The organism is Rhizobium skierniewicense (genome assembly GCF_014196515.1).
In the GTDB taxonomy this organism is placed as follows: Bacteria; Pseudomonadota; Alphaproteobacteria; order Rhizobiales; family Rhizobiaceae; genus Agrobacterium; species Agrobacterium skierniewicense.
This window is the reverse complement of record NZ_JACIDV010000005.1, coordinates 102,312-124,734: the sequence shown is the minus strand read 5'-3', so window position 1 is coordinate 124,734 and position 22,423 is coordinate 102,312. Positions and strand designations below refer to the sequence as shown.

General features: G+C 55.9%; 20 protein-coding genes and 1 tRNA gene. 10 read left to right on the top strand and 11 right to left on the bottom strand.

The features are described from left to right. Window positions 1–425 precede the first annotated feature (425 nt). Window positions 426–2,282, bottom strand: coding sequence for a putative bifunctional diguanylate cyclase/phosphodiesterase (locus tag GGQ73_RS09600; RefSeq protein ID WP_183896138.1), 1,857 nt, complete (start codon window positions 2,280–2,282; stop codon window positions 426–428). Window positions 2,283–2,819: 537 nt separating this feature from the next. Between GGQ73_RS09600 and GGQ73_RS09595 the strand changes: the two genes are divergently transcribed. From GGQ73_RS09595 to GGQ73_RS09565, 7 genes are all read left to right on the top strand, one after another. Then, window positions 2,820–3,626 (top strand): outer membrane protein, encoded by an 807-nt coding sequence (locus tag GGQ73_RS09595; protein ID WP_174153848.1) that lies wholly within the window; start codon window positions 2,820–2,822, stop codon window positions 3,624–3,626. A 210-nt stretch (window positions 3,627–3,836) separates the two neighbouring features. Next, window positions 3,837–5,015 carry a phosphoserine transaminase gene (locus GGQ73_RS09590; protein WP_174153847.1) on the top strand — a complete coding sequence of 393 codons (1,179 nt, stop codon included), beginning with the start codon at window positions 3,837–3,839 and terminating at the stop codon, window positions 5,013–5,015. 77 nt (window positions 5,016–5,092) lie between these two features. Further along, window positions 5,093–6,688: a phosphoglycerate dehydrogenase gene (gene serA / locus GGQ73_RS09585; protein WP_174153846.1), complete on the top strand. Its 1,596-nt coding sequence runs from the start codon at window positions 5,093–5,095 to the stop codon at window positions 6,686–6,688. A gap of 204 nt (window positions 6,689–6,892) precedes the next feature. Next, complete coding sequence (locus GGQ73_RS09580; RefSeq protein WP_174153845.1) at window positions 6,893–7,957, top strand: Tim44 domain-containing protein; 1,065 nt, start codon at window positions 6,893–6,895, stop codon at window positions 7,955–7,957. Between the two features lie 373 nt (window positions 7,958–8,330). Then, on the top strand, window positions 8,331–9,518 hold the full coding sequence (locus GGQ73_RS09575; RefSeq protein WP_183895853.1) for an OpgC family protein: 1,188 nt from the start codon (window positions 8,331–8,333) through the stop codon (window positions 9,516–9,518). Between the two features lie 196 nt (window positions 9,519–9,714). Then, complete coding sequence (mnmA, locus tag GGQ73_RS09570; RefSeq protein ID WP_183895851.1) at window positions 9,715–10,911, top strand: tRNA 2-thiouridine(34) synthase MnmA; 1,197 nt, start codon at window positions 9,715–9,717, stop codon at window positions 10,909–10,911. 134 nt (window positions 10,912–11,045) lie between these two features. Then, a tRNA-Met gene (locus GGQ73_RS09565) sits at window positions 11,046–11,122 on the top strand. Between the two features lie 795 nt (window positions 11,123–11,917). Here GGQ73_RS09565 and GGQ73_RS09560 read toward each other — a convergent pair. The 4 genes from GGQ73_RS09560 to GGQ73_RS09545 form a co-directional block, all read right to left on the bottom strand. Next, window positions 11,918–12,475 (bottom strand): hypothetical protein, encoded by a 558-nt coding sequence (locus tag GGQ73_RS09560; RefSeq protein WP_183895849.1) that lies wholly within the window; start codon window positions 12,473–12,475, stop codon window positions 11,918–11,920. Window positions 12,476–12,493: 18 nt separating this feature from the next. Next, complete coding sequence (locus GGQ73_RS09555) at window positions 12,494–12,940, bottom strand: DNA adenine methylase (RefSeq protein ID WP_234910941.1); 447 nt, start codon at window positions 12,938–12,940, stop codon at window positions 12,494–12,496. Window positions 12,941–13,281: 341 nt separating this feature from the next. Then, complete coding sequence (locus GGQ73_RS09550) at window positions 13,282–13,902, bottom strand: hypothetical protein (RefSeq protein WP_183895847.1); 621 nt, start codon at window positions 13,900–13,902, stop codon at window positions 13,282–13,284. A 25-nt stretch (window positions 13,903–13,927) separates the two neighbouring features. After that, window positions 13,928–14,245 (bottom strand): PepSY domain-containing protein, encoded by a 318-nt coding sequence (locus GGQ73_RS09545; RefSeq protein ID WP_174153840.1) that lies wholly within the window; start codon window positions 14,243–14,245, stop codon window positions 13,928–13,930. Between the two features lie 464 nt (window positions 14,246–14,709). Between GGQ73_RS09545 and GGQ73_RS09540 the strand changes: the two genes are divergently transcribed. From GGQ73_RS09540 to GGQ73_RS09530, 3 genes are all read left to right on the top strand, one after another. Continuing rightward, the gene (locus tag GGQ73_RS09540; protein ID WP_183895845.1) at window positions 14,710–16,173 is read left to right on the top strand and encodes a sensor histidine kinase; all 1,464 of its coding nucleotides are present in this window, start codon (window positions 14,710–14,712) and stop codon (window positions 16,171–16,173) included. Window positions 16,174–16,175: 2 nt separating this feature from the next. Next, window positions 16,176–16,547 carry a response regulator gene (locus tag GGQ73_RS09535; RefSeq protein WP_174153838.1) on the top strand — a complete coding sequence of 124 codons (372 nt, stop codon included), beginning with the start codon at window positions 16,176–16,178 and terminating at the stop codon, window positions 16,545–16,547. A gap of 215 nt (window positions 16,548–16,762) precedes the next feature. Then, on the top strand, window positions 16,763–16,975 hold the full coding sequence (locus GGQ73_RS09530; RefSeq protein ID WP_252094088.1) for a hypothetical protein: 213 nt from the start codon (window positions 16,763–16,765) through the stop codon (window positions 16,973–16,975). A 55-nt stretch (window positions 16,976–17,030) separates the two neighbouring features. On the opposite strand, the gene dps is transcribed toward GGQ73_RS09530, so the two are convergent. The 6 genes from dps to GGQ73_RS09500 form a co-directional block, all read right to left on the bottom strand. After that, complete coding sequence (gene dps / locus GGQ73_RS09525; RefSeq protein ID WP_174153836.1) at window positions 17,031–17,519, bottom strand: DNA starvation/stationary phase protection protein Dps; 489 nt, start codon at window positions 17,517–17,519, stop codon at window positions 17,031–17,033. 117 nt (window positions 17,520–17,636) lie between these two features. After that, window positions 17,637–17,903, bottom strand: a complete 267-nt coding sequence (locus GGQ73_RS09520) for a hypothetical protein (protein ID WP_183895843.1) — start codon at window positions 17,901–17,903, stop codon at window positions 17,637–17,639. Between the two features lie 124 nt (window positions 17,904–18,027). Continuing rightward, complete coding sequence (locus tag GGQ73_RS09515) at window positions 18,028–19,545, bottom strand: tripartite tricarboxylate transporter permease (protein WP_174153834.1); 1,518 nt, start codon at window positions 19,543–19,545, stop codon at window positions 18,028–18,030. Between the two features lie 96 nt (window positions 19,546–19,641). After that, window positions 19,642–20,136, bottom strand: coding sequence for a tripartite tricarboxylate transporter TctB family protein (locus tag GGQ73_RS09510; protein ID WP_183895841.1), 495 nt, complete (start codon window positions 20,134–20,136; stop codon window positions 19,642–19,644). Further along, window positions 20,133–21,077, bottom strand: a complete 945-nt coding sequence (locus GGQ73_RS09505) for a Bug family tripartite tricarboxylate transporter substrate binding protein (RefSeq protein ID WP_183895839.1) — start codon at window positions 21,075–21,077, stop codon at window positions 20,133–20,135. Before GGQ73_RS09505 ends, GGQ73_RS09510 begins: the two co-directional genes overlap by 4 nt. A 242-nt stretch (window positions 21,078–21,319) precedes the next feature. Next, window positions 21,320–22,387 (bottom strand): ABC transporter substrate-binding protein, encoded by a 1,068-nt coding sequence (locus tag GGQ73_RS09500; RefSeq protein ID WP_234910940.1) that lies wholly within the window; start codon window positions 22,385–22,387, stop codon window positions 21,320–21,322. Window positions 22,388–22,423: the final 36 nt, after the last annotated feature.

Genomic DNA, 22,423 nt, shown 5'->3' with positions numbered 1-22,423 from the left:
TGAAACGGGAAATCGACCACCGGAGGAAACGGACCTCTGGTGGCCGGGGAGTTCGTAAGCCGTAACTGGACGACCGCCCTGACCTTTAGGCTTGCGCCTTGAACATACGTCAGAGCCTCCCCGGCCGTAGGCAGATGAGCTATATAGTCACAATGGACCGCCTCAGCCATAATTATATATGGCTGAGGGGTGTCATCACGGCCGACACCGGCCGCCAGTTAAGGGGTTACGAGCCCCAAGACCGGTCCGTTACGCCCGGTCTCGCTGCAACCGTAGCGAAAGTTGCATGGCGAGGAAATAGCTAGATTTAGCATGGGGCATGCGACGCGTAGCGGGGCCGGACTGGTTTCAGGGTTTGCGCCCAAAGGGTTTGCCCGGAACGAAAATACTTTCCTGCCAGCGGTTTGTTGGTCTCTCCCGGCCCGTCAGGAAGCGAGCGGTTCTGCGGCTCTCGATATTTCCTCCGCGCACAGGAAATCGGCTATATCACTCTCCGCCATGGGGCGAGAGAAGTAATATCCCTGTACCAATGTGGCCCCGAGATTGCGAATGACAGCCATTTGTTCTGCGGTTTCAACGCCTTCAACAATAGCGTCCAACCCCATTTCACGGCTGAGGATCAGCACGGATTTGACAATCTTGTAGCTGGCCGGATTGCTTTGCACTTCATGGACGAAGGTGTGGTCAATCTTGATCTTGGTGAGCGGCAGGGAATGGAGCGATGTGAGGCTGGAATAGCCGGTTCCGAAGTCATCCAGCGAAATACCGCAGCCGATCTGTCTCAGCATTTCCACCGATTGCCGTGCTTGCCACGTATCGTGGATGAATGCCGTTTCGGTAATTTCGAGATCCAGGCGGGATGCGGGAAAGCCGCTCGTCTCGATGATAGCAATGATGCCGATCACGGCTTCCGAGCTGTTTAAATCCTGTGCCGACAGATTGAAGGACAGACGAATATCGGCGGGCCATTTGACGGCGGCGTCGAGTGCCTTTTTCAACAAAGGTCGCGTGAGACTTCCGATGATGCCCGCGCGTTCGGCAATGGGAATAAACTGGCCGGGTGAGACCTGGCCCAAATGCGGGCTGTTCCAGCGTGCTAATGCCTCAAAGCCCGTTGTTCGATGCTGGGCGATATCGACAATGGGTTGGAAGACAGTCGAGAGTTCGCTGGTGAGGTCCGCCTGCTTCAGCGTCTGTTCTACGCGCGCATCGCGATGAATTTCTGCCACATGCTGTGCCGTAAAGAGCGTGCTGTTGCCCCGCTTTCTTCGTTTGCCGTGATAAAGCGCATAATCGGCACGGTCGAAGAGTTCATCAGGCGAGGATGCAAGATCTGGAAAAACGGCGATGCCGATGGAGCCGGAAATCATGATCGTCGCGTCGGGGAGGTTGAACGGCGAGCGTAGCAGGTCGCACATGCGGTTGCCGTCTCCCACGATGTCATGATCGTCAGCGACCTCCGAGATGACGAACGCAAACTCGTCGCCGCCGAGACGGGATAAAAACAGGTCTGATGAAGAGACGGGCCGGCCGAGACGGTTGCTGACTTCCACCAGAAGCCGGTCGCCCGCCGAGTGCCCGTAGAGGTCATTGACGGGTTTGAAACCGTCCAGATCGATCACGCCGACCGCCAGCCGTTTGTTCCCGGTCTTCGCGGACTCGAATGCGCTTGAAAGGTGCTGGAAAAATGCCCGGCGGTTTGGCAATCCCGTGAGGCTGTCGATATTTGCCAGCCGGAGGTTTTCGTTGCTAAGTGCCTGGGTCTGCTGCTGCGCAACGATCATTCGTTCGAAATTGCCATAATTTACAGTCAGCACCGCGAGCATGCCAAAACTGACCAGCAAAATGTTGATCGCGATGGCGAGGAAAGTCGGCTGGCCGGTGGTGGCGAAAAAGACGATGAAGGTGCCGTTGACGATGATCGCCACGATAAAGGCGGCAGAGCGAACATGCATCAGACAGAAAATGCAGGAAATGACCGTTATGGCCATATAAAAAGCGACGTGGGATTGCTGGTAGGCGTTGCCATAGGGGTAAAGCAGGAAAGACCAGAGTGTGAATGCAGCTGCTATGCCGATGGACAGGCGTTGTGTGCGTTTCAGAGCCGAAAGCGCCTGGACTGCCGACGGGGACTGCTTGCGGGATGTCCACCAGAACACGACTCTGACGGCGCTGATCAATGTGAAGAGAGACGGAACGAGGATGGTTAGCAACGCCGGTGCAATGGACATGTGCGTTGCCGCGAGCGCCCACGTGCTTGAAATCAGAATGAAGTACATCATCGGCATCTGCTTGCAAAACGCGCGATATTTTGCCTTCAGCAGGTCCGGATTGTTATCTGGAATGCGGAGGAATTCGATAATGTGGTTCAAAGTACTGCTCAAGGCGTGACGATCCTGCAGTCGTTCCGGTGATGTTTGCGAGAATGCATCGCGCGGTCGTGTGGAAAGTTATTTTGCTGACCGGTCAGCGCATCATGGCTGCCCTAAACCTTGGATCTTTCAAGTCATCGCAGGGCTTGTACTGATGATGTCGTATGATTGTTGCGATAGGCACAACAATATTAGCTAATGAAACATTATTTTATATTGATATTATTACTTAAAAGCATCGCAAGCAGATATTTCCAAGCCCGGCGCGCGCGCATTGAAAGGGTGCTTAGCCTGTATTCACCGCCTCTTAACCGTAAATGTTAGGAAATGAGGCGGCTACATAGGGATTTTTAAGAGTGATTTAACCATTTTCCTTTAGATTTCAGGCATGAACAAATTAACGGGTCTTGCCGCGCTGGGCGCTTTACCTTTTATGGAGCCGCAATCATGAAAAAGAGCCTGATCGGTCTTGTTGCCGTTTTATTTGGAAGCCATACCGCATTTGCTGCCGATGTCTATCAAGAGCCGCCTCCGGCATTTGCCGATCAGGCGCCTGAAGTCGCCGTTCAGGAAGCCAGTGGCTGGTACCTTCGTGGTGATGTCGGCTATTCGTTCAACGATGCGCGTCGCTTCGAGTTTAGCCGTGCGAGCGGTGGAACGAACACTCTTATCCAATCCGACAGAACCGAGGCAGATGACAGTTTCCTCTTCGGCGCGGGTGTGGGTTATCAGATCAACAATTACCTGCGTACGGACTTGACGTTCGACTACATGGGAAAATCGGACTATCACGGTCAAGCTAATGCAGCGGGCGGCGGTGTCGACAACTTCAGCTCGTCGCTGCGTGCCTACAGCCTGTTGGCCAACGCCTATGTCGATCTGGGTACATACGGTCGTATTACCCCTTATCTGGGTGCGGGTATCGGTGGAGCACACGTGAAGTGGGATACCGTTAAACTTGATAGCGGTTGCTGCGAGTTTGAAGGCAAGGGTGATTGGCGCTTTGCTTACGCATTGATGGCCGGCGCATCCATCGATGTGACGTGTAATCTCAAGGCCGATGTTGGTTATCGTTTCCGGCAGATCGGCAGTGGTGACATGTTCGGTGGCCGTGGTGCTGTCGGTCCAGGACGCGACAAGGGTTTGACCTCGCATGAAGTGCGCGTCGGTGGTCGTTACGTCTTTAACGGCTGCGATACCGCCCAGTATATTCCGCCCGCAGACATTCCGCTTCAGCCTGCCGTTTACAAATAACCGTCACGTTCAAGCTTTAGAGATAAACCGTTCGCGTCCACGCTGGATGCGGGCGGTTTTTGCTGTTTGGGCGTCTGGCCGGGGGGGTCGCAGTGCGAAATTCTTGTCAGCTGCAACATATTTCACTTGACCGGACCGGACGAGAAGAATAGCAACGACGGCAGGCCACCTCTCCCTAACGAGAGGCTTTCTATCTGGAAGGATAGCATGATGACACAGATTACGAAGCCGGACCTTCGTCCGCAAAATTCCCATTTCTCTTCTGGTCCCTGCTCGAAGCGCCCCGGTTGGTCGCTAGACGCTCTCGCTGATGCACCGCTCGGTCGCTCGCATCGCGCCAAGGTTGGCAAAGCCAAGCTCAAGCAGGCCATCGATCTCACCCGCGAAGTTCTGAATGTTCCCGCCGATTATCGCATCGGTATTGTTCCCGCGTCTGACACCGGTGCCGTTGAAATGGCTCTGTGGTCGCTGCTCGGTGAGCGCGGTGTGGACATGGTTGCGTGGGAAAGCTTCGGTGCCGGTTGGGTCACCGATGTCGTCAAGCAGCTGAAGCTGAAGGACGTTCGCAGAATTGAAGCCGATTACGGCGTTCTGCCTGATCTTTCCACGATCGATTTCGACCGTGATGTGGTCTTTACCTGGAACGGTACGACGTCTGGTGTTCGAGTGCCCAATGCCGATTTCATTCCGGCCGACCGTCAGGGTCTGACGATCTGCGACGCGACCTCTGCGGCATTTGCGCAGGACATGGACTTCTCCAAGCTTGATGTCGTGACCTTCTCCTGGCAGAAGGTTCTGGGCGGCGAGGGTGGCCACGGCGTCATCATTCTGTCTCCGCGTGCGGTCGAGCGTCTGACGAGCTACGTGCCTGCATGGCCGCTGCCGAAGATTTTCCGCATGACATCTGGCGGCAAGCTGATCGAAGGCATTTTCACCGGTGAGACGATCAACACACCGTCCATGCTGTGCGTCGAAGATTACATCGATGCGCTGCTGTGGGCGAAGAGCCTCGGCGGCCTCAACGCCCTGATGGCGCGTGCCGATGCCAACGCCCAGGTCATCTTCGACTTCGTGGCCGAGCACAACTGGATCGCCAATCTCGCGGTCGTTGACGAGACACGTTCCAACACCTCCGTCTGCCTCAAGATCGTCTGCAAGGACGTCGCAGCTCTGGACGCAGCTGCACAGGCCGATTTCGCCAAGGGCATGGTTGCTCTTCTCGAAAAAGAAAACGTGGCGCTCGATATCGGCGCTTACCGCGATGCGCCGTCCGGTCTTCGCATCTGGGCCGGTGCCACGATTGAAACGGCTGACATGAAAGCCGTCATGCCTTGGCTGAAATGGGCTTTTGAAACGCAGAAAGCTGCGGTTTTCAAGGCTGCGGCCTAATCTATTCCGGCCCTGCTATGGTAGGGCCGCTCATACCTCATTCTCAAAAATAAACCCATTTTCAAGGAGCCCAACTCATGGCACCTCGCGTACTCGTATCTGACGAATTGTCGGAAACCGCCGTCCAGATTTTCCGTGATCGCGGCGTCGACGTCGATTTCCAGCCGAAGCTTGGCAAGGATAAAGACAAGCTGGCCGAAATCATCGGCAATTACGATGGTCTCGCTATCCGTTCCGCCACCAAGGCGACGGAAAAGCTGATCGAAGCCGCGACCAATCTCAAGGTCATCGGTCGCGCCGGTATCGGTGTCGATAACGTCGATATTCCAGCAGCCTCGCGCCGCGGTATCATCGTCATGAACACGCCGTTCGGCAACTCCATTACGACAGCCGAACACGCGATCGCGCTGATGTTTGCCGTCGCCCGCCAGCTTCCTGCCGCTGACACGTCCACGCAGGCTGGCAAGTGGGAGAAGTCGAAGTTCATGGGTGTCGAAATCACCGGCAAGACGTTGGGCGTTATCGGTGCGGGTAATATTGGCGGCATCGTCTGCTCGCGTGCCCTTGGCCTGAAGATGAATGTTCTGGCCTACGACCCCTTCCTGTCGCCAGAGCGTGCGCAGGAAATGGGTGTGACCAAGGTCGAGCTGGACGAGTTGCTCGCACAGTCCGATTTCATCACGCTGCATGTGCCGATGACCGACAAGACGCGCGGTATTCTGGGCGCTGAAAACATCGCCAAGACCAAGCCCGGCGTTCGTATCATCAACTGCGCCCGTGGTGGTCTGGTGGATGAGGCTGCACTTGCCGACGCCATCAAGTCCGGCCATGTTGCCGGTGCCGGTTTCGACGTGTTCGAAGTTGAGCCTGCGACGGAAAGCCCGCTGTTTGGTCTTCCAAACGTCGTCTGCACGCCGCACCTGGGTGCATCGACCACCGAAGCACAGGAAAATGTCGCGCTTCAGGTTGCCGAGCAGATGTCGGATTACCTCGTCAAGGGTGCCGTTTCCAACGCCATCAACATGCCGTCGATCACGGCTGACGAAGCACCACGCCTGAAGCCTTTCATCAAGCTGGCAGACGTCCTCGGTTCCTTCGTGGGTCAGGTGCAGGAAAGCGCTACCAAGGAAATCGAAATTCTCTACGATGGTGCAACCGCCAACATGAACACCAAGGCGCTGACATCCGCGCTGCTGGCAGGTCTCATCCGTCCGCAGGTGGCCGACGTCAACATGGTTTCTGCCCCGATCATGATCAAGGAGAAGGGCATCATCCTTTCCGAGGTCAAGCGCGACAAGACCGGCGTCTATGATGGCTTCATCAAGGTGACCGTGAAGACGGAAAATCAGGTCCGTTCGGTAGCCGGTACGGTGTTTTCGGATGGCAAGGCACGCTTCATCCAGATCAAGAACATCAACATGGATGCCGATGTTGGCAAGCACATGATCTACATCACCAACACCGACGTGCCCGGCATGATCGGCTTCATGGGCATGACGTTGGGTGAAGCGGGCGTCAACATCGCCAACTTCCAGCTGGGCCGCGAAAAGGAAAGCGGCGATGCTATCGCACTTCTCTACGTCGATGGTCCCGTGTCTGAAGAGGTGCTGGACAAGCTGCGCGCCAACCCGGCCATCCGTCAGGTCAAGTCGCTGTCGTTCAACATCGACTGAGCACTTCTGATACCAACAAACAGCCATCATCACCCGGCACAGAAGACATTCTGTGTCGGGTTTTTTGTGTTTATGGTCAAACATTTATCTATGGTTGCATATCACGAAAAATTTTATGCCATGTCCCTAAAAATGATGATCCATAGTTGCTATATCGACGATAACGAGCCGCTCGATGGGAGGGTGGCATAACAGGAGATGACGATGTTTGCTGCCATCAGGCGCTTTAGGGGTGTTTTTGCGGTTGCCGCGCTGGGGATTGCCGTTTCATTCATTGCCGTTGATATGGCTGAGGCCAGACGTGCGAGTGGCGGATTTGGCAGCCGTGGGACGCGCACCTTTTCTGCGCCGCCGACAACCAACACCGCTCCTGGTCAGGCTGCTCCGATCAATCGCAGCATGACGCCCAACACCAATCAGGCGACCCAACCGGGCGCTGCTCAGCCGGCACGTCCGGGCGCGCAGGCACCGCAACAGAGCCGCGGTATGTTCGGTGGCATGATGGGCGGTCTTATGGGTGGTTTGCTGATGGGTGGCCTGTTCGGCATGCTCATGGGCGGCGGCTTCGGTGGCATGGCAGGTTTCTTCGGCATGTTGCTTCAGGGTTTGCTGATCGGCGGTCTGATCATGCTGGCGATGCGTTTCTTCGCATCGCGCCGCAAGGGTCAGCCAGCGTTTGGTGGTGCACCCGGCAACGCGTCGTCGCGTCATGATTATTCTGCCCCGCAGACCAATCAGGGCTCGACCGGCGGGTTCAAGATTCCGCAGATGGGCTCCAAGGCCGGTGCTGTTGCAGGAGCTGCGGCAGCCACCGTCGCGCCCCGGGGGACGCCGCATGAAAATGCGGTCTCGCAGGGTGACGAGATTGGCGTGACGCCGGTAGACCTCGAAACGTTCCAGAAAACGTTGCAAGACGTGCAATCGGCCTATGCCGCCGAGGACTATGGCACGCTTCGCAAGCTGACCACGCCGGAGGCGATGTCCTATCTGGCCGAAGAGCTGAGCGATAACGCGACCAGCGGCGTTAAGAACGACGTTCGCGATGTGACGCTGCTGCAGGGTGACGTTGCCGAAGCCTGGCACGAAGAGGGCAAGGATTACGCGACGGTGGCCATGCGGTATTCCGCCATCGACGTCATGCGCGATCGCAATACCGGCAAGATCGTTCAGGGCAATGAACACGAGCCGGAAGAATCAGTCGAGATGTGGACGTTCGTTCGCAACGGCAAGGCGGAATGGCAGGTGGCGGCCATTCAGGAAGCCGCTTGATCGCTTGAAATAAATCTCGCGGGAATTGTGGCCGGTGCAGGACGTGTTCTGGACCGGCCTTTTGTTTTTCAGATGCCTTGCGGGGTAGGTAAAAGCGCCTTCTCGGCCATCAAGTGTTTGTTTCTGTTGCACACGATCTTTCCACGCAAATGCCTTTTTCTGTTCATCCAGCGTTCAGTCGTCTCCCTCTAACCAGAGCCGGGACACAGCAATGTGAAACTGACGCGAGCAGCAAAACGCTTTTTTCAGCGGAACCGTAGCTCTAAAACGGCGTTCACGATCCACGTTCGGATGGTACCCCAAGAACCATCCCATCAACCGGATCAGGCAACCTTAGCTCGTTAGGTTCCTGCGAGTATGGAGAGCAAGCAAGATGAAACGCTTCGACCTGATCGACGGAATGCGCGGGTATTTCCTCGTCTTTATGCTCATCAACCACCTCGTCTTTGCGGGTGGTCTATGGCTGATGGAAATCAACCATAGACAGCTTGCCTTCGTTGAAGACGCTCAGGGCTTCGTGTTCCTGTCCGGTCTGCTGATCGGTATGGTTTATGCCCGCAAGATGATGAAATACGGATATGAGCAGGGTCGCGACCTCATCTGGGCACGCGCACTCGAGCTCTACAAGTACGCGATGGGCCTTGTGATCGCGGTGATGTTTGTCCGCATGATAATCCCGCATGCGCCTTATATCTGGTACAATTGGCTGGGCATGACGTCGTTCGACGATCCGCTGCGCCTCGCAGCAATTGCCACCTTCCTGTTCCAGCCGACTTTTATGGACATTCTCCCACAATACATCGTCTACATGATCTTCGCTCCGCTGTTGGTGAAGCTTTGCCTCGATGGGAAGTGGGCCTATGTCATCGCCGGTTCATTGCTGGTGTGGATGGCTGGTCAACTCGGCTTGCAGCAGCTGTTCACGGCGCCTGTCAACGAGCTTGTCAAGGGTGCTGACGAGCAGGGCATTCGCGTCAGCTTCAACCTGTTCGGTTGGCAGCTGGTGTTCTACTCCGGTCTGGTTTTGGGTGCGATGACAGCGCAGAACAAGATCGCTTGGACGAAGATCTTTTCGCCCCAACGCAGCTGGATCCCGAAGGCTGCCCTCCTTGTCTGCCTGTTTTTTGTCCCGCTGCGCATTGCAACGGCATGGAACCTGATGCCCGAATTCATGCTGGGCAAGTTCTCCACCATGGAAATCCGGGCTGACTTCGGTCCCGTTTACCTGATCAACTTCCTGGCTGTGGCTGTTGGTCTGACGTGGTTGCTGATCGCTGGCCCCAAGCACCACAACCCTCTGGTTCAGAGGGCTGCCGGCGCTGTGATCTGGGTTTTGTCACTGAAATTCCTGCAGCTGCTGGGCCGCCACTCGCTTCAGGTCTACGTCTGGCATGTCGCGATTGTCTACGGCATCTACTATCTCGACGGTCGTACCGCGGAGCTTACGCAATTCGAAAAGACCATCATTGCGCTGGTTGGCGTGGCGATGCTGGCTCTTCCTGCCCTGTGGCGCGAGCGGGACAAGTGGATTGGCAGTGGCCAGAAAACAGCTGGCGCTTAAAGCACGATTACCCGAGTTTCTAAGCCCTGGGGGCGGCCATGCCGCCCTCTACTTGCGTCTTCGCTCAATTTTTTCTATATGCAGGCCAGAAAAATCTGGCTGACGCCCGTGTGGATCGCGTGATCCTTCATCGGTGGACCAGACACGACAGGCGGCGGGGCCTTGAACCCCGGTATGACTGACGATTGGAAAACACGTGAATACGCTCGACTTTGATAAGAAGCCGGAAGACACCCGTATTGTCGTCGCCATGTCCGGTGGGGTCGATTCCTCGGTGGTGGCCGGCATCCTGAAGCGCGAAGGCTACGATGTCCTCGGCATAACGCTTCAACTGTATGACCACGGTGCAGCCGTTCACCGCGCTGGCTCCTGCTGTGCTGGACAGGACATCGATGACGCCCGTCGCGTCTGTGAGACGCTGGGCATTCCTCATTACGTGCTCGATTACGAAGCCCGCTTTCGCGAAACTGTGATCAACCCCTTTGCTGAAGCCTATGCCATGGGTGAAACGCCTGTGCCGTGTGTGGCCTGTAACCAGACGGTCAAATTCGCTGATCTTCTGGCAACTGCGCAGGAACTCGGAGCGGATGCGCTAGCGACCGGCCACTACATTCGATCGCGGCTCAATCCCGTCCCCGGCCACCCGAACCGCCGTGCGCTCTATCGCCCCATCGATAGCGACCGTGACCAAAGCTGGTTCCTGTTTGCCACCACGCAGGAGCAGATCGATTATCTGCGCTTTCCGTTGGGGGGGCTCTCCAAAGCAGAAACGCGTGAGCTCGCGGAAGAGATGGGGTTGGTCGTCGCCCAGAAGGCCGATAGCCAGGACATCTGTTTTGTGCCGCAGGGCAAATATACCGATATCATCAACAAGCTGAAACCAAACGCGGCGCTGGTGGGTGATATCGTCCATCTCGACGGTCGTGTGCTGGGTCGTCACGATGGTATCGTACACTATACGATTGGACAGCGTCGCGGCATTGGCGTCGCCACCGGCGAGCCGCTTTATGTGGTGCATCTGGACGCCCGTGGCCGCCGCGTTATCGTCGGTCCGCGCGAGGCGCTGGAAACCCACCGCGTCTATTTGCGGGACATGAACTGGCTGGGAGACAACGCACTTCTGGACGACGCCATCGGAGGCTTTTCCTGCTTCGCAAAGGTCCGCTCCACACGTCCGCCGGGCGAGGCCGTGCTGTATGCCGACGACAGGGGTATCTATGTGGATCTTGCAGTCGGCGAGGCGGGTGTGGCACCGGGACAAGCCTGCGTTCTCTACTCGGCCCCCGGCGCCGATGCGCGGGTCTACGGCGGTGGCTTCATCGAGCGTTCGGAACGCTCCGCGGACGCAGAAGCAGCACTGAAAGCCCTGCTCCAGAACAAGGTTGCAGCCTGAAGTCGCTGATGTTTTTGTCACAAGACATAAAGCGACGTTTTTGCGCATCTTGCGCTTGACACTCAAGGGAGCGGCACCTTATAAGCCGCTCATCCTTAGGGACCGACAGTAACGCAACTGTCACGTTCCTCTGTGGCGGGGTAGCTCAGGTGGTTAGAGCAGCGGAATCATAATCCGCGTGTCGGGGGTTCAAGTCCCTCTCCCGCTACCAAAAATTCTTAAATCGAGCCTGTTGTGCCCTGTAACGGCGTTTCGGAATTTCTCGTGTTGTACCCTTGTACCGCGGTTTCGGAATTTTGACACGAGAAACCGGAATTTCTCGTGTTTCTGATTTCCTCGTCAGGCTTTCTTAGGGCGCATTGTTTCCTTGCACCGGTCCCATTACTCTTCGCACTTCTGGGTCGCTATTCGCGCTGTGCCAACCCAACCAGTGTTCGGTTGTACCCTGTAGCGCGGTTTTGCAAATTTGACAGCACGTTTTGCAAATTTTGAGTTTTGCAACCGCCCTGTCAAACTCGATTTAAGCGACCTTTTAAACCCCCTTGAAGTGGGCATCTTTAAGAGTTCGCCACGCATACGCCGCATCCAGGCTGACCACTCCGTTACCGGCTGCGGAGGATTGGTCCATCCACAATCTAATTCAAGATGTTCAGGGCTCATTGGCCATGTACCTTTATATTTGTAACTCCGGCACCTCGCAGCGCAGAAATGACGCGAGTAATATTCTCTTCGGTTTCGCTTTCGAGTAAAACAGTCAGGCCATTTTCACCAATCACCCATTGAGCTTGGTGGACGATACCGTCTATTAAACCTCGGACCTGGTTGATCTGTTTGGGTGAAATCTCTGTGGTGTAGCCGTCAATTTGGACGACCGAGATTGGGGAACGACCAAGGATATCTGCGAAATCGTCATCAAACTTCAGCCTTTGCTGATGTCCCGAAATGCTTTTTAAGTTTGGGCGATTTCCGTGTTCTAGTGAGCGTTTGAGTATGTTCAGTTCTTGCCTTAAGCCTCCATCTCGTGCAGCATTAGTCTGTCAGCTGGCGTGGCGGCTTGCTCAAATTGCTGGAAGCCCTTAGCCTTCGTGACAGGGTTTTCTGAGACGTAGTCCAGCCCGACCGCGTAACTGACAGCGCTTGCCAAACGCTTCTGTGCATCAAATAAGTGAAAATGCTCTTGAAGCTGAAAAGGGATGGCTCTGTAAGGCTTCACATCAAAAGGAATCTCTGTTCCCTCTAGGAACATATGGATCACGGGTTTTGCGACCATATGTCGAATACCCATTTCATAAAATGCGTTAGCGTTCAAAAGGCTCATATCTACGATCACCAACTCTGCTTCCAGCAGATGAGTGATCATTTGAGTGTCGATCATACCAGGGGACGAGATAGTGTCTGAACGGATGACCTCAAAATCACTGAAGTGGTCAGAAAAGGTTGGCTTGATTATTCCATTAAGCAGCCAATCTGCGTGCGTGCGAGTTGGGGTGGAACTGGCACCTATTGGCCCGACGACAAAGCACGTTTTTAGCTGTTTTGATGCTTTGTTACTGTCTTCTGTCATCTGTCCACCCCTTTTCGATTAGCTTCGTGTGTTGGATATAATCACTTCACGCACCACTTTACTATTGGTTCCACCAGCCACTGAATAGGTACAATCGACCTCCTCCGTTCTAAAGGCCGAGAAGGTTTCGAAGACGCCTGGAACGGCGTTTAAGGACGGGATGACGTGCCCTTTAAGAGCACTCAGAACCTTGGCCATCTCCGCGAAGTCTGCCCGACCTAAGATACCATAACCATAGTCGCGCTCGTTTCCCCAGTAGGGCGGATCAAGATAAAATAGCATGCCAGGCCGGTCATACCGCTCGATAAACTGGCACCACTGGAGCTGTTCGATGACGACGCCGGTCATTCGCTCGTGAATGGCTTCTAGCTGTGGTCCTATCTTCATCAGATTGAACCGTGCACATTGCATGGAAACACCGAAACTCTGACGGTCAACTTTGCCGCCGAATGCGGTGCGTTGCAGGTAAAGGAAGCGCGCTGCACGTTTGATCAGTCTGCGTCGTCGGCTCAGCGCTGTGGAGATACGTCCGTTTCCACCTATATTTCGTTTGGTAAGGCGTCTCCTGAATCCGGGCGCCTTGTTCTGCCGGGGACACTTTCAGGGAAATCTTCCTCACATGTGTGAATGTTCCCGCCGCCACAAAGGGCCGTGATATCCGCTTTCTGTGTTCAGGCTTATTTTGCCGTTCCAGCGAAAATCTCACGCAAAGCAAAGGGCCACCTTTGCGGGCGGCCCTTATTTCTCTTTTGCTGTTCGGATGTGTCAGCCTTGGCATCAGGCGCGCCTGAACATCCAGTTGAAACTTAAAGGCCTGGGCGGCGGTAACGGTCGCGTTCCTTGGCGATCTGGTCGGCATTGTACGGATCGAGCGTGTCGTCGAACTGCTTCCAGCCCTCCTGATTGTAAGCTGTTCTGCGTTCGGTTGGGTCGACCCAGTTGGATCGCTGCAGGATCGCTTCTGCTTCTGGAACCATTGCTTCATCGACACGAGCCGTCACAATCGTGCCGCCCCGGCGGACGCCTTCGGCATACACATGTGCATCTTCCTCGGAGACGCCGGAGCCCGTGAGCGCGCCGACGATACCGCCTGCTGCACCACCAGTTACCGCGCCTGCGACAACGCCAGCGGCCGTTGCTGCGAGCCAGCCTGCTGCGACGACGGGGCCAACGCCCGGGATCGCCATAATGCCGAGACCTGTCAGCAGGCCGCCTGCGCCACCGACGACTGCGCCAATACCAGCACCAGTGCCCGCGCCTTCGGCTGCTTTGGATTCACCATCAACATCGCCATGGTGATGGCCATCTGTGTTGTGATTGTTCGAAACAATGCTGATGTCGCCCGACGGGACACCATGTGCCTCAAGGGCGTTCACCGCAGCGCGCGCATCGGAGTGGTCATCGAATAGTCCGGTAACAGTTTTCATGGATTCATCCTCAAATTGTGTTGGCTTACTTGGCGACGACGTTACCCTGGTAGTCCAGAGCGACAGAGACGGTCTTGCCGTCCTTCATGCCCGATGCCATCCAGATGCCCTTGTCGTTCTTCATGAGGTCTTTGACGCCCGTTACGCCGGTTTCTTCCATGCGTGTCTTGGCCTGTTCTTCCGTGAAGCTGTTGGCGCCTTCCACAGGAGCGGGTGCATTGTTTGCACCCGGCGTGGCGACTGCGGGGGTGCTGCCGTCAGCGGTCGGTGCTGGTGTCGTCTGGGCCATAGCGGAAAGAGCGGACGCGCCGAGCAGCGCTGCCGCAACAATGATCTTCTTCATGGTGGTTTCCTCTCATGCGGGCCAGTCTCTGCGGCTCCGTGATGATCTAACCGCCACTCCAGTCTTTCGTTCCATATTAGTTACATAAAATTAATAAGCGCGGCGTTGCCACATCATGTGTTCTGGAAAGGACATCTGCGTTTGGGAACGACAGCGATTCTAGATATCGACAACATTGACAAGGAGGAGATGATAATCTTGAGGATAATTCGATCGCGCGTTTGCTAAGCACCGCACGGCAACTTAAAAAATCGACTTATGCCTTACGCGTTGATGCATGATGTTTGCGGCGCTGATCTCAACGTCGGATACGTCATCCGATCTTCCGCTGATAATCGCCGAAGCGCTTGCGCTCCAAGGGATTAACGCAAATTTTTACATGCGACGGAAAGCCTGTCGTTTTTTGGAACGAAATCCGACACCCGGAATTGTAACGCTCAGGTGTGGTACGTGTGGGGACGACTTTGAAATTCATCGGCGGTGGCGAATGCGGAGATCTATTCCGGGATTTTGCTTGGGAGCAAAGTCCGTTGGGATTGCCGGATGAATGGCCCGTTGAATTGCAGACGCTCGTCAACGTGATGCTCGGGTCGCTCCAGCCCATGTTGATGGTGTGGGGACCAAAGCAGATCACACTTTACAATGATGGCTACGCAGAGATGTGCGGCAATCGTCACCCGGCTGCTTTTGGGCATCCCTTCAAGGATCTTTGGTTCGATATCTGGGATGGGGTAGAGCCGATCATATCGGCGGCCTATGCCGGGCAGGGGACTTCGATGGATGACATCGAATTTATCATGCATCGCAAGGGCTATCCGGAGGAAACGCATTTCTCTTTCTCATATACCCCTGTCCGCGACCGTGATGGTGTGGTGTTGGGCATGTTCTGCGCATGCTCTGAAATCACCAACGAAATCATGCTTCGGCGAGAACAGAAGAGTCAGCAGGAGAAGTTGCTTCAGATCTTCGAAATGTCGCCTGCGGGCATCGCGATGCTGAATGGCCCGACGCACGTGTTCGAATTTGCAAACGAGGAATATTACTCGATGATCGGCGTTGGCCGCGATATCATTGGAAAGCCCGTGGCGGAGGCTGTTTCCGAGGTTGTTCGGCAGGGCTTTATCGATCTGCTTGATACGGTCTACCGCACGGGGGAGCCTTTTTCAGCGCGTGCCGTGCCGGTCGAGCTGAATCGCGGGCCGTCCGGCGAGCGGCAAAAACGTATGATCGATCTTGTCTATCAGGCTATGCGGTCGTCCTGTGGAGAAATCATCGGTATTCTCGTTCAAGCCCAGGATGTGACGGAGCGTCTTGCAGAGCAGAAGCACCGGGAGTTGATATCCCATGAGTTGGGTCATCGTCTGAAAAACCAACTTGCCATGGTGCAGGCGATCGCGTCGCAAACACTAAGAACGGCCAAGGATATTGCATCCGCCAGGCGCACGCTCTCGGACCGTATCGGCGTATTGAGCGCAGCGCATGATACCGTTATTCTGGGCGGAATTGGAACATCCGAGGTCCACAAGCTTGTCAACCAGATGGTGGAACTGCACGACGATCCGATGGCGCCAAGGATTTTTGTGTCGGGACCGAAATTACGTGTCGGCTCGCGCCCGTCTCTCTCCCTATCACTCATTCTGCATGAGCTGGCGACCAACGCGATCAAATACGGGGCTTTGTCATCGCCGGACGGTAAAGTGGATATCCATTGGGACGTCATTGAGCATCATCCGGAACGGTTTGAACTTGTCTGGACGGAAAGGGGAGGCCCTGCGGTCGTCGCGCCCGAGAAGGAAGGGTCCGGTTCCCGTTTGATCAAGGCAGGCCTTGCCGGGGCCGATGATAGCCGCGTCGATATCGAGTATGACGCACGTGGCGTAAGCTGTCGGATTTCGGCAGAGCTGGTCAGTTTCCAGCGGGAGCATTAATCATGCAAGAGCCACCACGCCTTCTCGTCGTCGAAGACGACGGGCTCATACGCCTCGACCTTGTCGATATGGTGTCGGACCTTGGTTGTCTGGCATATGAGGCCTCGACGGCTGATCAGGCGGTGACTTTGCTCGAGCGGCAGCACTCGATCAGTGCCATCTTGACCGATATTGACATGCCCGGTTCAATCAACGGTCTGGGCCTGGCTAATGTCGCTCATCGACGCTGGCCGCATATCAAGGTCGTGGTGATTTCAGGACGTTACAATCCAGCGGAGGGTATCTTGCCACCCGGAGCGATATTTATAACCAAGCCCGTTTCACAGCATAGCGTTGAAAAGGCTCTCTCGGCCATTGGCGTTCTCTCGCTTTAGGAAAATATATATTTTCCTTCTGTGCTGCTGCGGGTCTTATTCAAGAGATGATAATATGGCAACGGTCAGGCATATTCCGCTAACTCACGAAATCAATCATTGATAATTCGTTAAAATCAGATTCGACATCCGATTCGATGCGGTGTAGAACTTAAGCGTTCAGTAAAATGAACGTCAGCATTTGGCATGTCTTGGGAGGATAAGTCTTGTCTTATGTGGCTTTTGAACGTGTCGGCGCGCAGTTGTCGCCGCAGCAGGTCACTGATCTGCAGACCATATTCGATGGCGTTTGTTTTGAATGCCTTGAAGACCGCAGCAGCGAAGTCGCCAGTAAATGTGCAGCCGTTCTCATCCGAAGTGCTCAACGTGGTATCTGGGATCATGATATGTTGCGTGATATCGGTAAAGCGGTTCTCAGACGTCATTGATGTTTAAAAACATGAGTGGTTAAAGCGCCCGGTTGCCCGGGCGCTTTTCTGTGTATCAGGCTTTTTCCTGAATGTGGGCTTCCAGAAACCAAAGAGACTTATCCAGATCGCGCGATGCGGCAGTGAAGATATCCGCAGTATTGGCATCACCGGCATCATCAGCTTCATCGATTGATTTACGGATCAGGTTCGCAACGTCGCCGTAGCGCTCGATAAGCTCATCCAGATGGTCGTGAATTTTGAAGATGTCTGTCGGGTAGGCTTTGAGTTTCGAGGTCGAAGACACCGACTGGACGCTTCCCAGCGCGGTTCCTCCGAGCTGTACAGCGCGCTCGGCGATTGTGTCGCTGTGCTTGTCGAGCGATGTGCGAAACGTATCCAAAAGCTCGTGGATCGCGATGAATTGTGGACCTTTGAGGTTCCAGTGGGCCTGCTTGGTGACCAGTGACAGGTCGATGACAGAGGCCAGCGCCTCGTTCAGGAGTCCGATGACCGTTGCTTTTGCATTGGAGGGTAAATCGTTTCTGGTCTTATGGGTTCTCATTTTCTTCTCCTGAAACACCACTCGTTACTTTATTGTTTTGAGACGTTCGGGAAAGCAACGAGTGGGAGCGTCAGTCGTTCCAAAATCTGTCCGTGTATGAAACATTTCGTGTGACGCTCACCGGTCAGGCGGCACATCGCTCATGATCACACGGTTCATCAGGACGAGGGAGCGGTCCGGCGCGATGCGGTAGGTCTCGTAAGCACGCCGGCCATCTCCCATGTTGAAATCGTGCCTCAGCGTGCTTCCAACGGGCGACTTGGTGAGCTTTGTTCGCGGCTGTCCGCCATAGGTGATGCTGCCTGGGATGGGTTCGATAGGGGATGTCGCTGTTGTGCATGAGGCAAGTGCGACGGCGCACAAGAGAGCGGCGGTTTTCTTCATTCCCGTGTTCCTCTGTTCAAGCTCAGTCATACAATTATAACCAACCTGTAGCCTTTGCGTTCCGGACATAAAAAAGCCCCGCATCCTTTCGAATGCGGGGCCGGTCCTTGGGAGGATTGTTTTATCAGTCTTCGTTGGCGGCAAGCTGCGTCAGCACCTGACCACGACCCCGAATACGCATGATGAGCGGAATGAGGAAGGCGGCAGCGGCAACGATAAACAGGGCGACCGCAATCCACGACGTGAAGAGCACGGAGGGGTCTCCCTGACCGATGGCGAGCGCACGGCGCAATTGCTGTTCGGCAAGAGGTCCGAGGATGAGACCAACGACGGCAGGCGCGATCGGGTAGCCGAAAATCCGCATAATATAGCCGAGGATACCAAAGGCGAGCAGCATACCGAGTTCGAACACGGATGGGTTCGCGCCAATCGTACCGAGCGTTGCGAACAGAAGAATACCTGCATAGAGCCAAGGCTTGGGAATCGTCAGCAGCTTTACCCACAGGCCGATCAGTGGCAGGTTGAGAACCAGCAGCATCACATTGGCGATGAACAGGCTGGCAATCAGGCCCCAGACGAGTTGCGGGTTCGTTGCGAATAGCAGCGGACCTGGCTGAAGGCCGAACTGCTGGAAACCGGCCAGCATGATCGCAGCTGTCGCGGTTGTCGGTAGACCAAGCGTCAAAAGCGGCACCAGCGTACCGGCAGCCGATGCATTGTTGGCGGCTTCCGGACCGGCAACACCCTCGATGGCGCCGTGGCCGAATTCTTCCGGGTGCTTCGATAGCTTCTTTTCCGTGGCATAGGACAGGAACGTGCCGATTTCAGCGCCGCCCGCCGGCATGGCGCCGATGGGGAAGCCGATCAGCGTGCCACGCAACCATGGCTTCCACGAACGAGCCCAATCCTGCGCGCTCATCCAGACCGACCCCTTGACGGCTTCGACCTTTTCGTCGCCGCTCTGGCCTTGGGCGACGATGAACAGCGTTTCGCCGATGGCGAACATGGCAACGGCAAGCGTGGTGACCTCAACACCATCCAGCAGGTCGGGAACGCCGAAGCTCATGCGTGTCTGCCCGGTCAACTGGTCGATGCCGACGATCGCAAGCGTGAAGCCGATAAAGAGCGAAGTGAGACCGCGCAGGGCGGAATCACCGAAGGCGGATGAGACGGTTACGAAGGCCAGAACCATCAGCGCGAAATATTCGCGCGGTCCAAATACAAGCGCCAGCTTGACAATGTAAGGTGCCACGAAGGCCAGCGCGATGGTGGCGATGAGGCCTGCAACGAACGAGCCGATGGCAGCGGTTGCCAGGGCCGGTCCTCCGCGCCCCGCGCGTGCCATTTTGTTGCCTTCCAGTGCGGTGACGATGGAAGCGCTTTCGCCGGGTGTGTTGAGCAGGATCGACGTGGTAGAGCCGCCATACATGCCGCCGTAATAAATTCCAGCAAACATGATCAGCGATCCCGCAGGATCAAGCTGGTAGGTGACCGGCAACAGGAGCGCGACGGTCAGCGCAGGGCCAATGCCGGGCAGAACGCCAACAGCGGTGCCGAGCGTGACCCCGATCAGCGCATAGAGAAGGTTCATCGGTTGCGCCGCAATCGCGATACCTTGCAGCAGAAATTCAAAAGTGCTCATGGACAGTTGTCCCCCTGTCGGGTGAAGCGGCGGTTGCGCCCCATATACGGAGCGCCCAGGCTTCATGTCTTCATTGTTTATCGGGTGGATCGGCCGTTAGAAAAACAGCCGTTCCAAGGGTCCAGCGGGCAGCGACAATTGCAGCAGTTGCGCAAAGATAACCCAGATGACGAAGCTGAAAACGATGCCGATGGGGATCGAATACCAGAGCTTGCGTTTACCGAAAGCACGCGCCGTAAGGGCAAAGAGCAGACCTGTCGCGATCGAAAACCCGGCGATTTTCAGGAGCAGCATCTGTGCGGCAAGACCCGCGATGACCCAGAAAACAGGTCCCATTTCCTGTTTGTCACGGGTCGGAAACTCATTGCGCCACGCCTCGATCGCCGTCCAGATCGCCAGCCCGATAAGACAGATACCAATGGCGTAAGGAACGGTTGCCGGGCCAACCGGAGAATAGCCGGTGACGCTGGCAAGCCGTGCAGAATCCCAGAAGATGACGGCTGCAACGGCCACCAAAAACACGGCGATGGCGAACGCCGCCCAATCAGGGCGGCGCTTTGTGGGTTGGGAAGGGGATGAACCCTGGCTCATTTTACCAGTCCGATGTCTTTAAGAATGGTTTCGGTCGACGCCGTGTCTTTTTCAAGCTGTGCCTTGAAGGCATCGCCAGCGAGGTAGGTGTCCATCCAGCCCTTGGTCTTCAGTGTTTCCTGCCACTTGGCAGACTTCACCAGCTTTTCGATATCGGCGCCAACAGCCTTTTCCTGCTCAGGCGTCAGGCCTGGAGGAGCTGCAACCATGCGCCAGTTCTGGATGACGACATCAAGGCCGCTTTCCTTCAGTGTGGGCGCATCGATGCCTTCGAGCTTCTGCTCGCTGGAAATCGCCAGAATGCGAACCGTGCCTGATTTAACCTGGCTTTCGAATTCGCCGTAGCTGGAGATGCCGGCGGTGACCTGTGCGCCAAGAATGGAAGCGAGTGCTTCGCCGCCACCGGAATAGGCGATGTAGTTGATCTTGGTCGGGTCGACGCCTGCAGCCTTGGCAATCAGGCCAGCCGTAATGTGGTCGGTGCCGCCAGCGGAACCGCCGCCCCAGGATACGCTGCCCGGATCTTTCTTGAGCTGCTCGATGAGCTGTCCGATGTTTTCGATGGGCGACGATGCAGGAACGACGATGGCTTCGTACTCACCGGTTAGACGCGCAATGGGCGTGACGTCCTTCAGCGTAACCGGAGCCTTGTTGGTGAGAATGGCGCCAACCATCACGTAGCCGCCGACGATCAACGCATTCGGGTTGCCGCTCTGCTGGCTTGCGAACTGTGCAAGACCGATGGTGCCGCCCGCGCCTGGAACGTTCTGAACCTGAACGCGCTTGGAGATGCCTTCTTCCTGCAGCACGCTCTGCAACGAACGCGCCGTCTGGTCCCAGCCGCCGCCAGGGTTTGCCGGGGCGATGATGGTGTAGTCAGCTGCTGCTGCCGGAAGTGCGATTGCGCCTGCGAGAAGCGAAGCGATGAGAAAATGCTTCAAAGGGAACCCTCCTTGTATGCCGTTTTGGCATTGTTGTTGTGATCGCGGAAGGGGCGCGCATGGACGACATCAAGGGTGGCAATAGCAACCCGAACCATCTGTCCTGTGAGACTTTCCTCCCGCTTCTTCAGTCCGCCTCCACGGATGAACGAAGAATTGTACAGCACCATAGAAAGCTGTCATCTAACTGACGCTTGGCAACTCCTCGACACATTTACTGTCTATTAATTTTTGAAATCCGTCTACTGGGCACGCAGAGCTTCGTTCCAGCGCTCGATGATGCGGGCGCGCTTGACCTGATCGAGATAGACCATCAGTCCCGGACTGACCGGAACCGGCCGCAATTGTGCGCCGTGGATGGCCTGCATCATGTTGGCGGTGTTTTCCCCCGCCACATCCGGACTGACGGCGGGTATCTGCAACTGCCGCGCCATGATGGTCTGACCTTCCTTCGACATGAAGAACTCCAGGTAGCGGCGTCCGAGTTCGGCGTTTCTGGCCGCCTGCGGCACCAGCCCGATACGCGACATGACGACCGTGTAGTCCTTCGGCAGCACGATACCGACATCGGGATGGCGAGAGGCCCAATCTGCGGCATAGGAACCGAGGATGTTGTAGCCCAGCAGGAACCGACCATCGGAAATGCGCTCCAGAATGGCGGAGCTGGTGGAGTAAACCTTCACGCCCGCCGTTCCCATTGATTTGATGACGTTCCAGATATCGCCGAACTGTTCCTGATCGCGTGACATGAACAGGAAGCCGACGCCGGAGCGTTCGATGTCATAGGTCGCGATGCGCCCATGCACCTCTTTGGCGTGGCGTTCCAGATAATCCACGAATTCGGCACGACTGGCCGGGGGCTTTTCCGTAATAAAACTCGGCTTATGGTAGACGAAGACGGCGGGCTCGAAGGTCAGCGCATAGGCCGTGTTGCGCCAGTTGGCCCAGGCGGGCCATCGGGCGCTCATCGGCAGGTCGGATCGCTGCGCATAGCCGTCATTGCTGAGTTTGACCTGAAGATCCATGGCGGAGGAGAAGGCGAAATCGGCGGTTTTTTCACCCGCATCCGTTTCGCGCACGATGCGGTCGTAAATCTCGCCGGTCAGCATATCTTCATAGGAAACCGCGACATCCGGGTTCGCTCTCTGAAACCCCTCGATCATAGGGGTTGCCAGAGGTTCGTCCAACGAGGAATAGACCACGAGCGTTTCTGCATCCACCTTGCCGGACAGGGCAGGAAACACCATTGGCTGCGCCTGCAAACAGGTGGCGATACCAAAGAAAAGACAGAGGGATAGAAGAATACGCATGGAAAAGATCATGCCGCAGGCCCTTGCCATTCACAA

Coding starts and splice junctions, on each gene's coding strand:
- GGQ73_RS09600 (WP_183896138.1), bottom strand. CDS start 2,282: ATGATGTACTTCATTCTGATTTCAAGCACGTGGGCGCTCGCGGCAACG.
- GGQ73_RS09590 (WP_174153847.1), top strand. CDS start 3,837: ATGACACAGATTACGAAGCCGGACCTTCGTCCGCAAAATTCCCATTTC.
- GGQ73_RS09510 (WP_183895841.1), bottom strand. CDS start 20,136: ATGAGCCAGGGTTCATCCCCTTCCCAACCCACAAAGCGCCGCCCTGAT.
- GGQ73_RS09550 (WP_183895847.1), bottom strand. CDS start 13,902: ATGAAAACTGTTACCGGACTATTCGATGACCACTCCGATGCGCGCGCT.
- GGQ73_RS09535 (WP_174153838.1), top strand. CDS start 16,176: ATGCAAGAGCCACCACGCCTTCTCGTCGTCGAAGACGACGGGCTCATA.
- GGQ73_RS09545 (WP_174153840.1), bottom strand. CDS start 14,245: ATGAAGAAGATCATTGTTGCGGCAGCGCTGCTCGGCGCGTCCGCTCTT.
- GGQ73_RS09560 (WP_183895849.1), bottom strand. CDS start 12,475: ATGACAGAAGACAGTAACAAAGCATCAAAACAGCTAAAAACGTGCTTT.
- GGQ73_RS09520 (WP_183895843.1), bottom strand. CDS start 17,903: ATGAAGAAAACCGCCGCTCTCTTGTGCGCCGTCGCACTTGCCTCATGC.
- GGQ73_RS09500 (WP_234910940.1), bottom strand. CDS start 22,387: ATGCGTATTCTTCTATCCCTCTGTCTTTTCTTTGGTATCGCCACCTGT.
- GGQ73_RS09580 (WP_174153845.1), top strand. CDS start 6,893: ATGTTTGCTGCCATCAGGCGCTTTAGGGGTGTTTTTGCGGTTGCCGCG.
- serA (WP_174153846.1), top strand. CDS start 5,093: ATGGCACCTCGCGTACTCGTATCTGACGAATTGTCGGAAACCGCCGTC.
- dps (WP_174153836.1), bottom strand. CDS start 17,519: ATGAGAACCCATAAGACCAGAAACGATTTACCCTCCAATGCAAAAGCA.
- GGQ73_RS09575 (WP_183895853.1), top strand. CDS start 8,331: ATGAAACGCTTCGACCTGATCGACGGAATGCGCGGGTATTTCCTCGTC.
- GGQ73_RS09515 (WP_174153834.1), bottom strand. CDS start 19,545: ATGAGCACTTTTGAATTTCTGCTGCAAGGTATCGCGATTGCGGCGCAA.
- GGQ73_RS09595 (WP_174153848.1), top strand. CDS start 2,820: ATGAAAAAGAGCCTGATCGGTCTTGTTGCCGTTTTATTTGGAAGCCAT.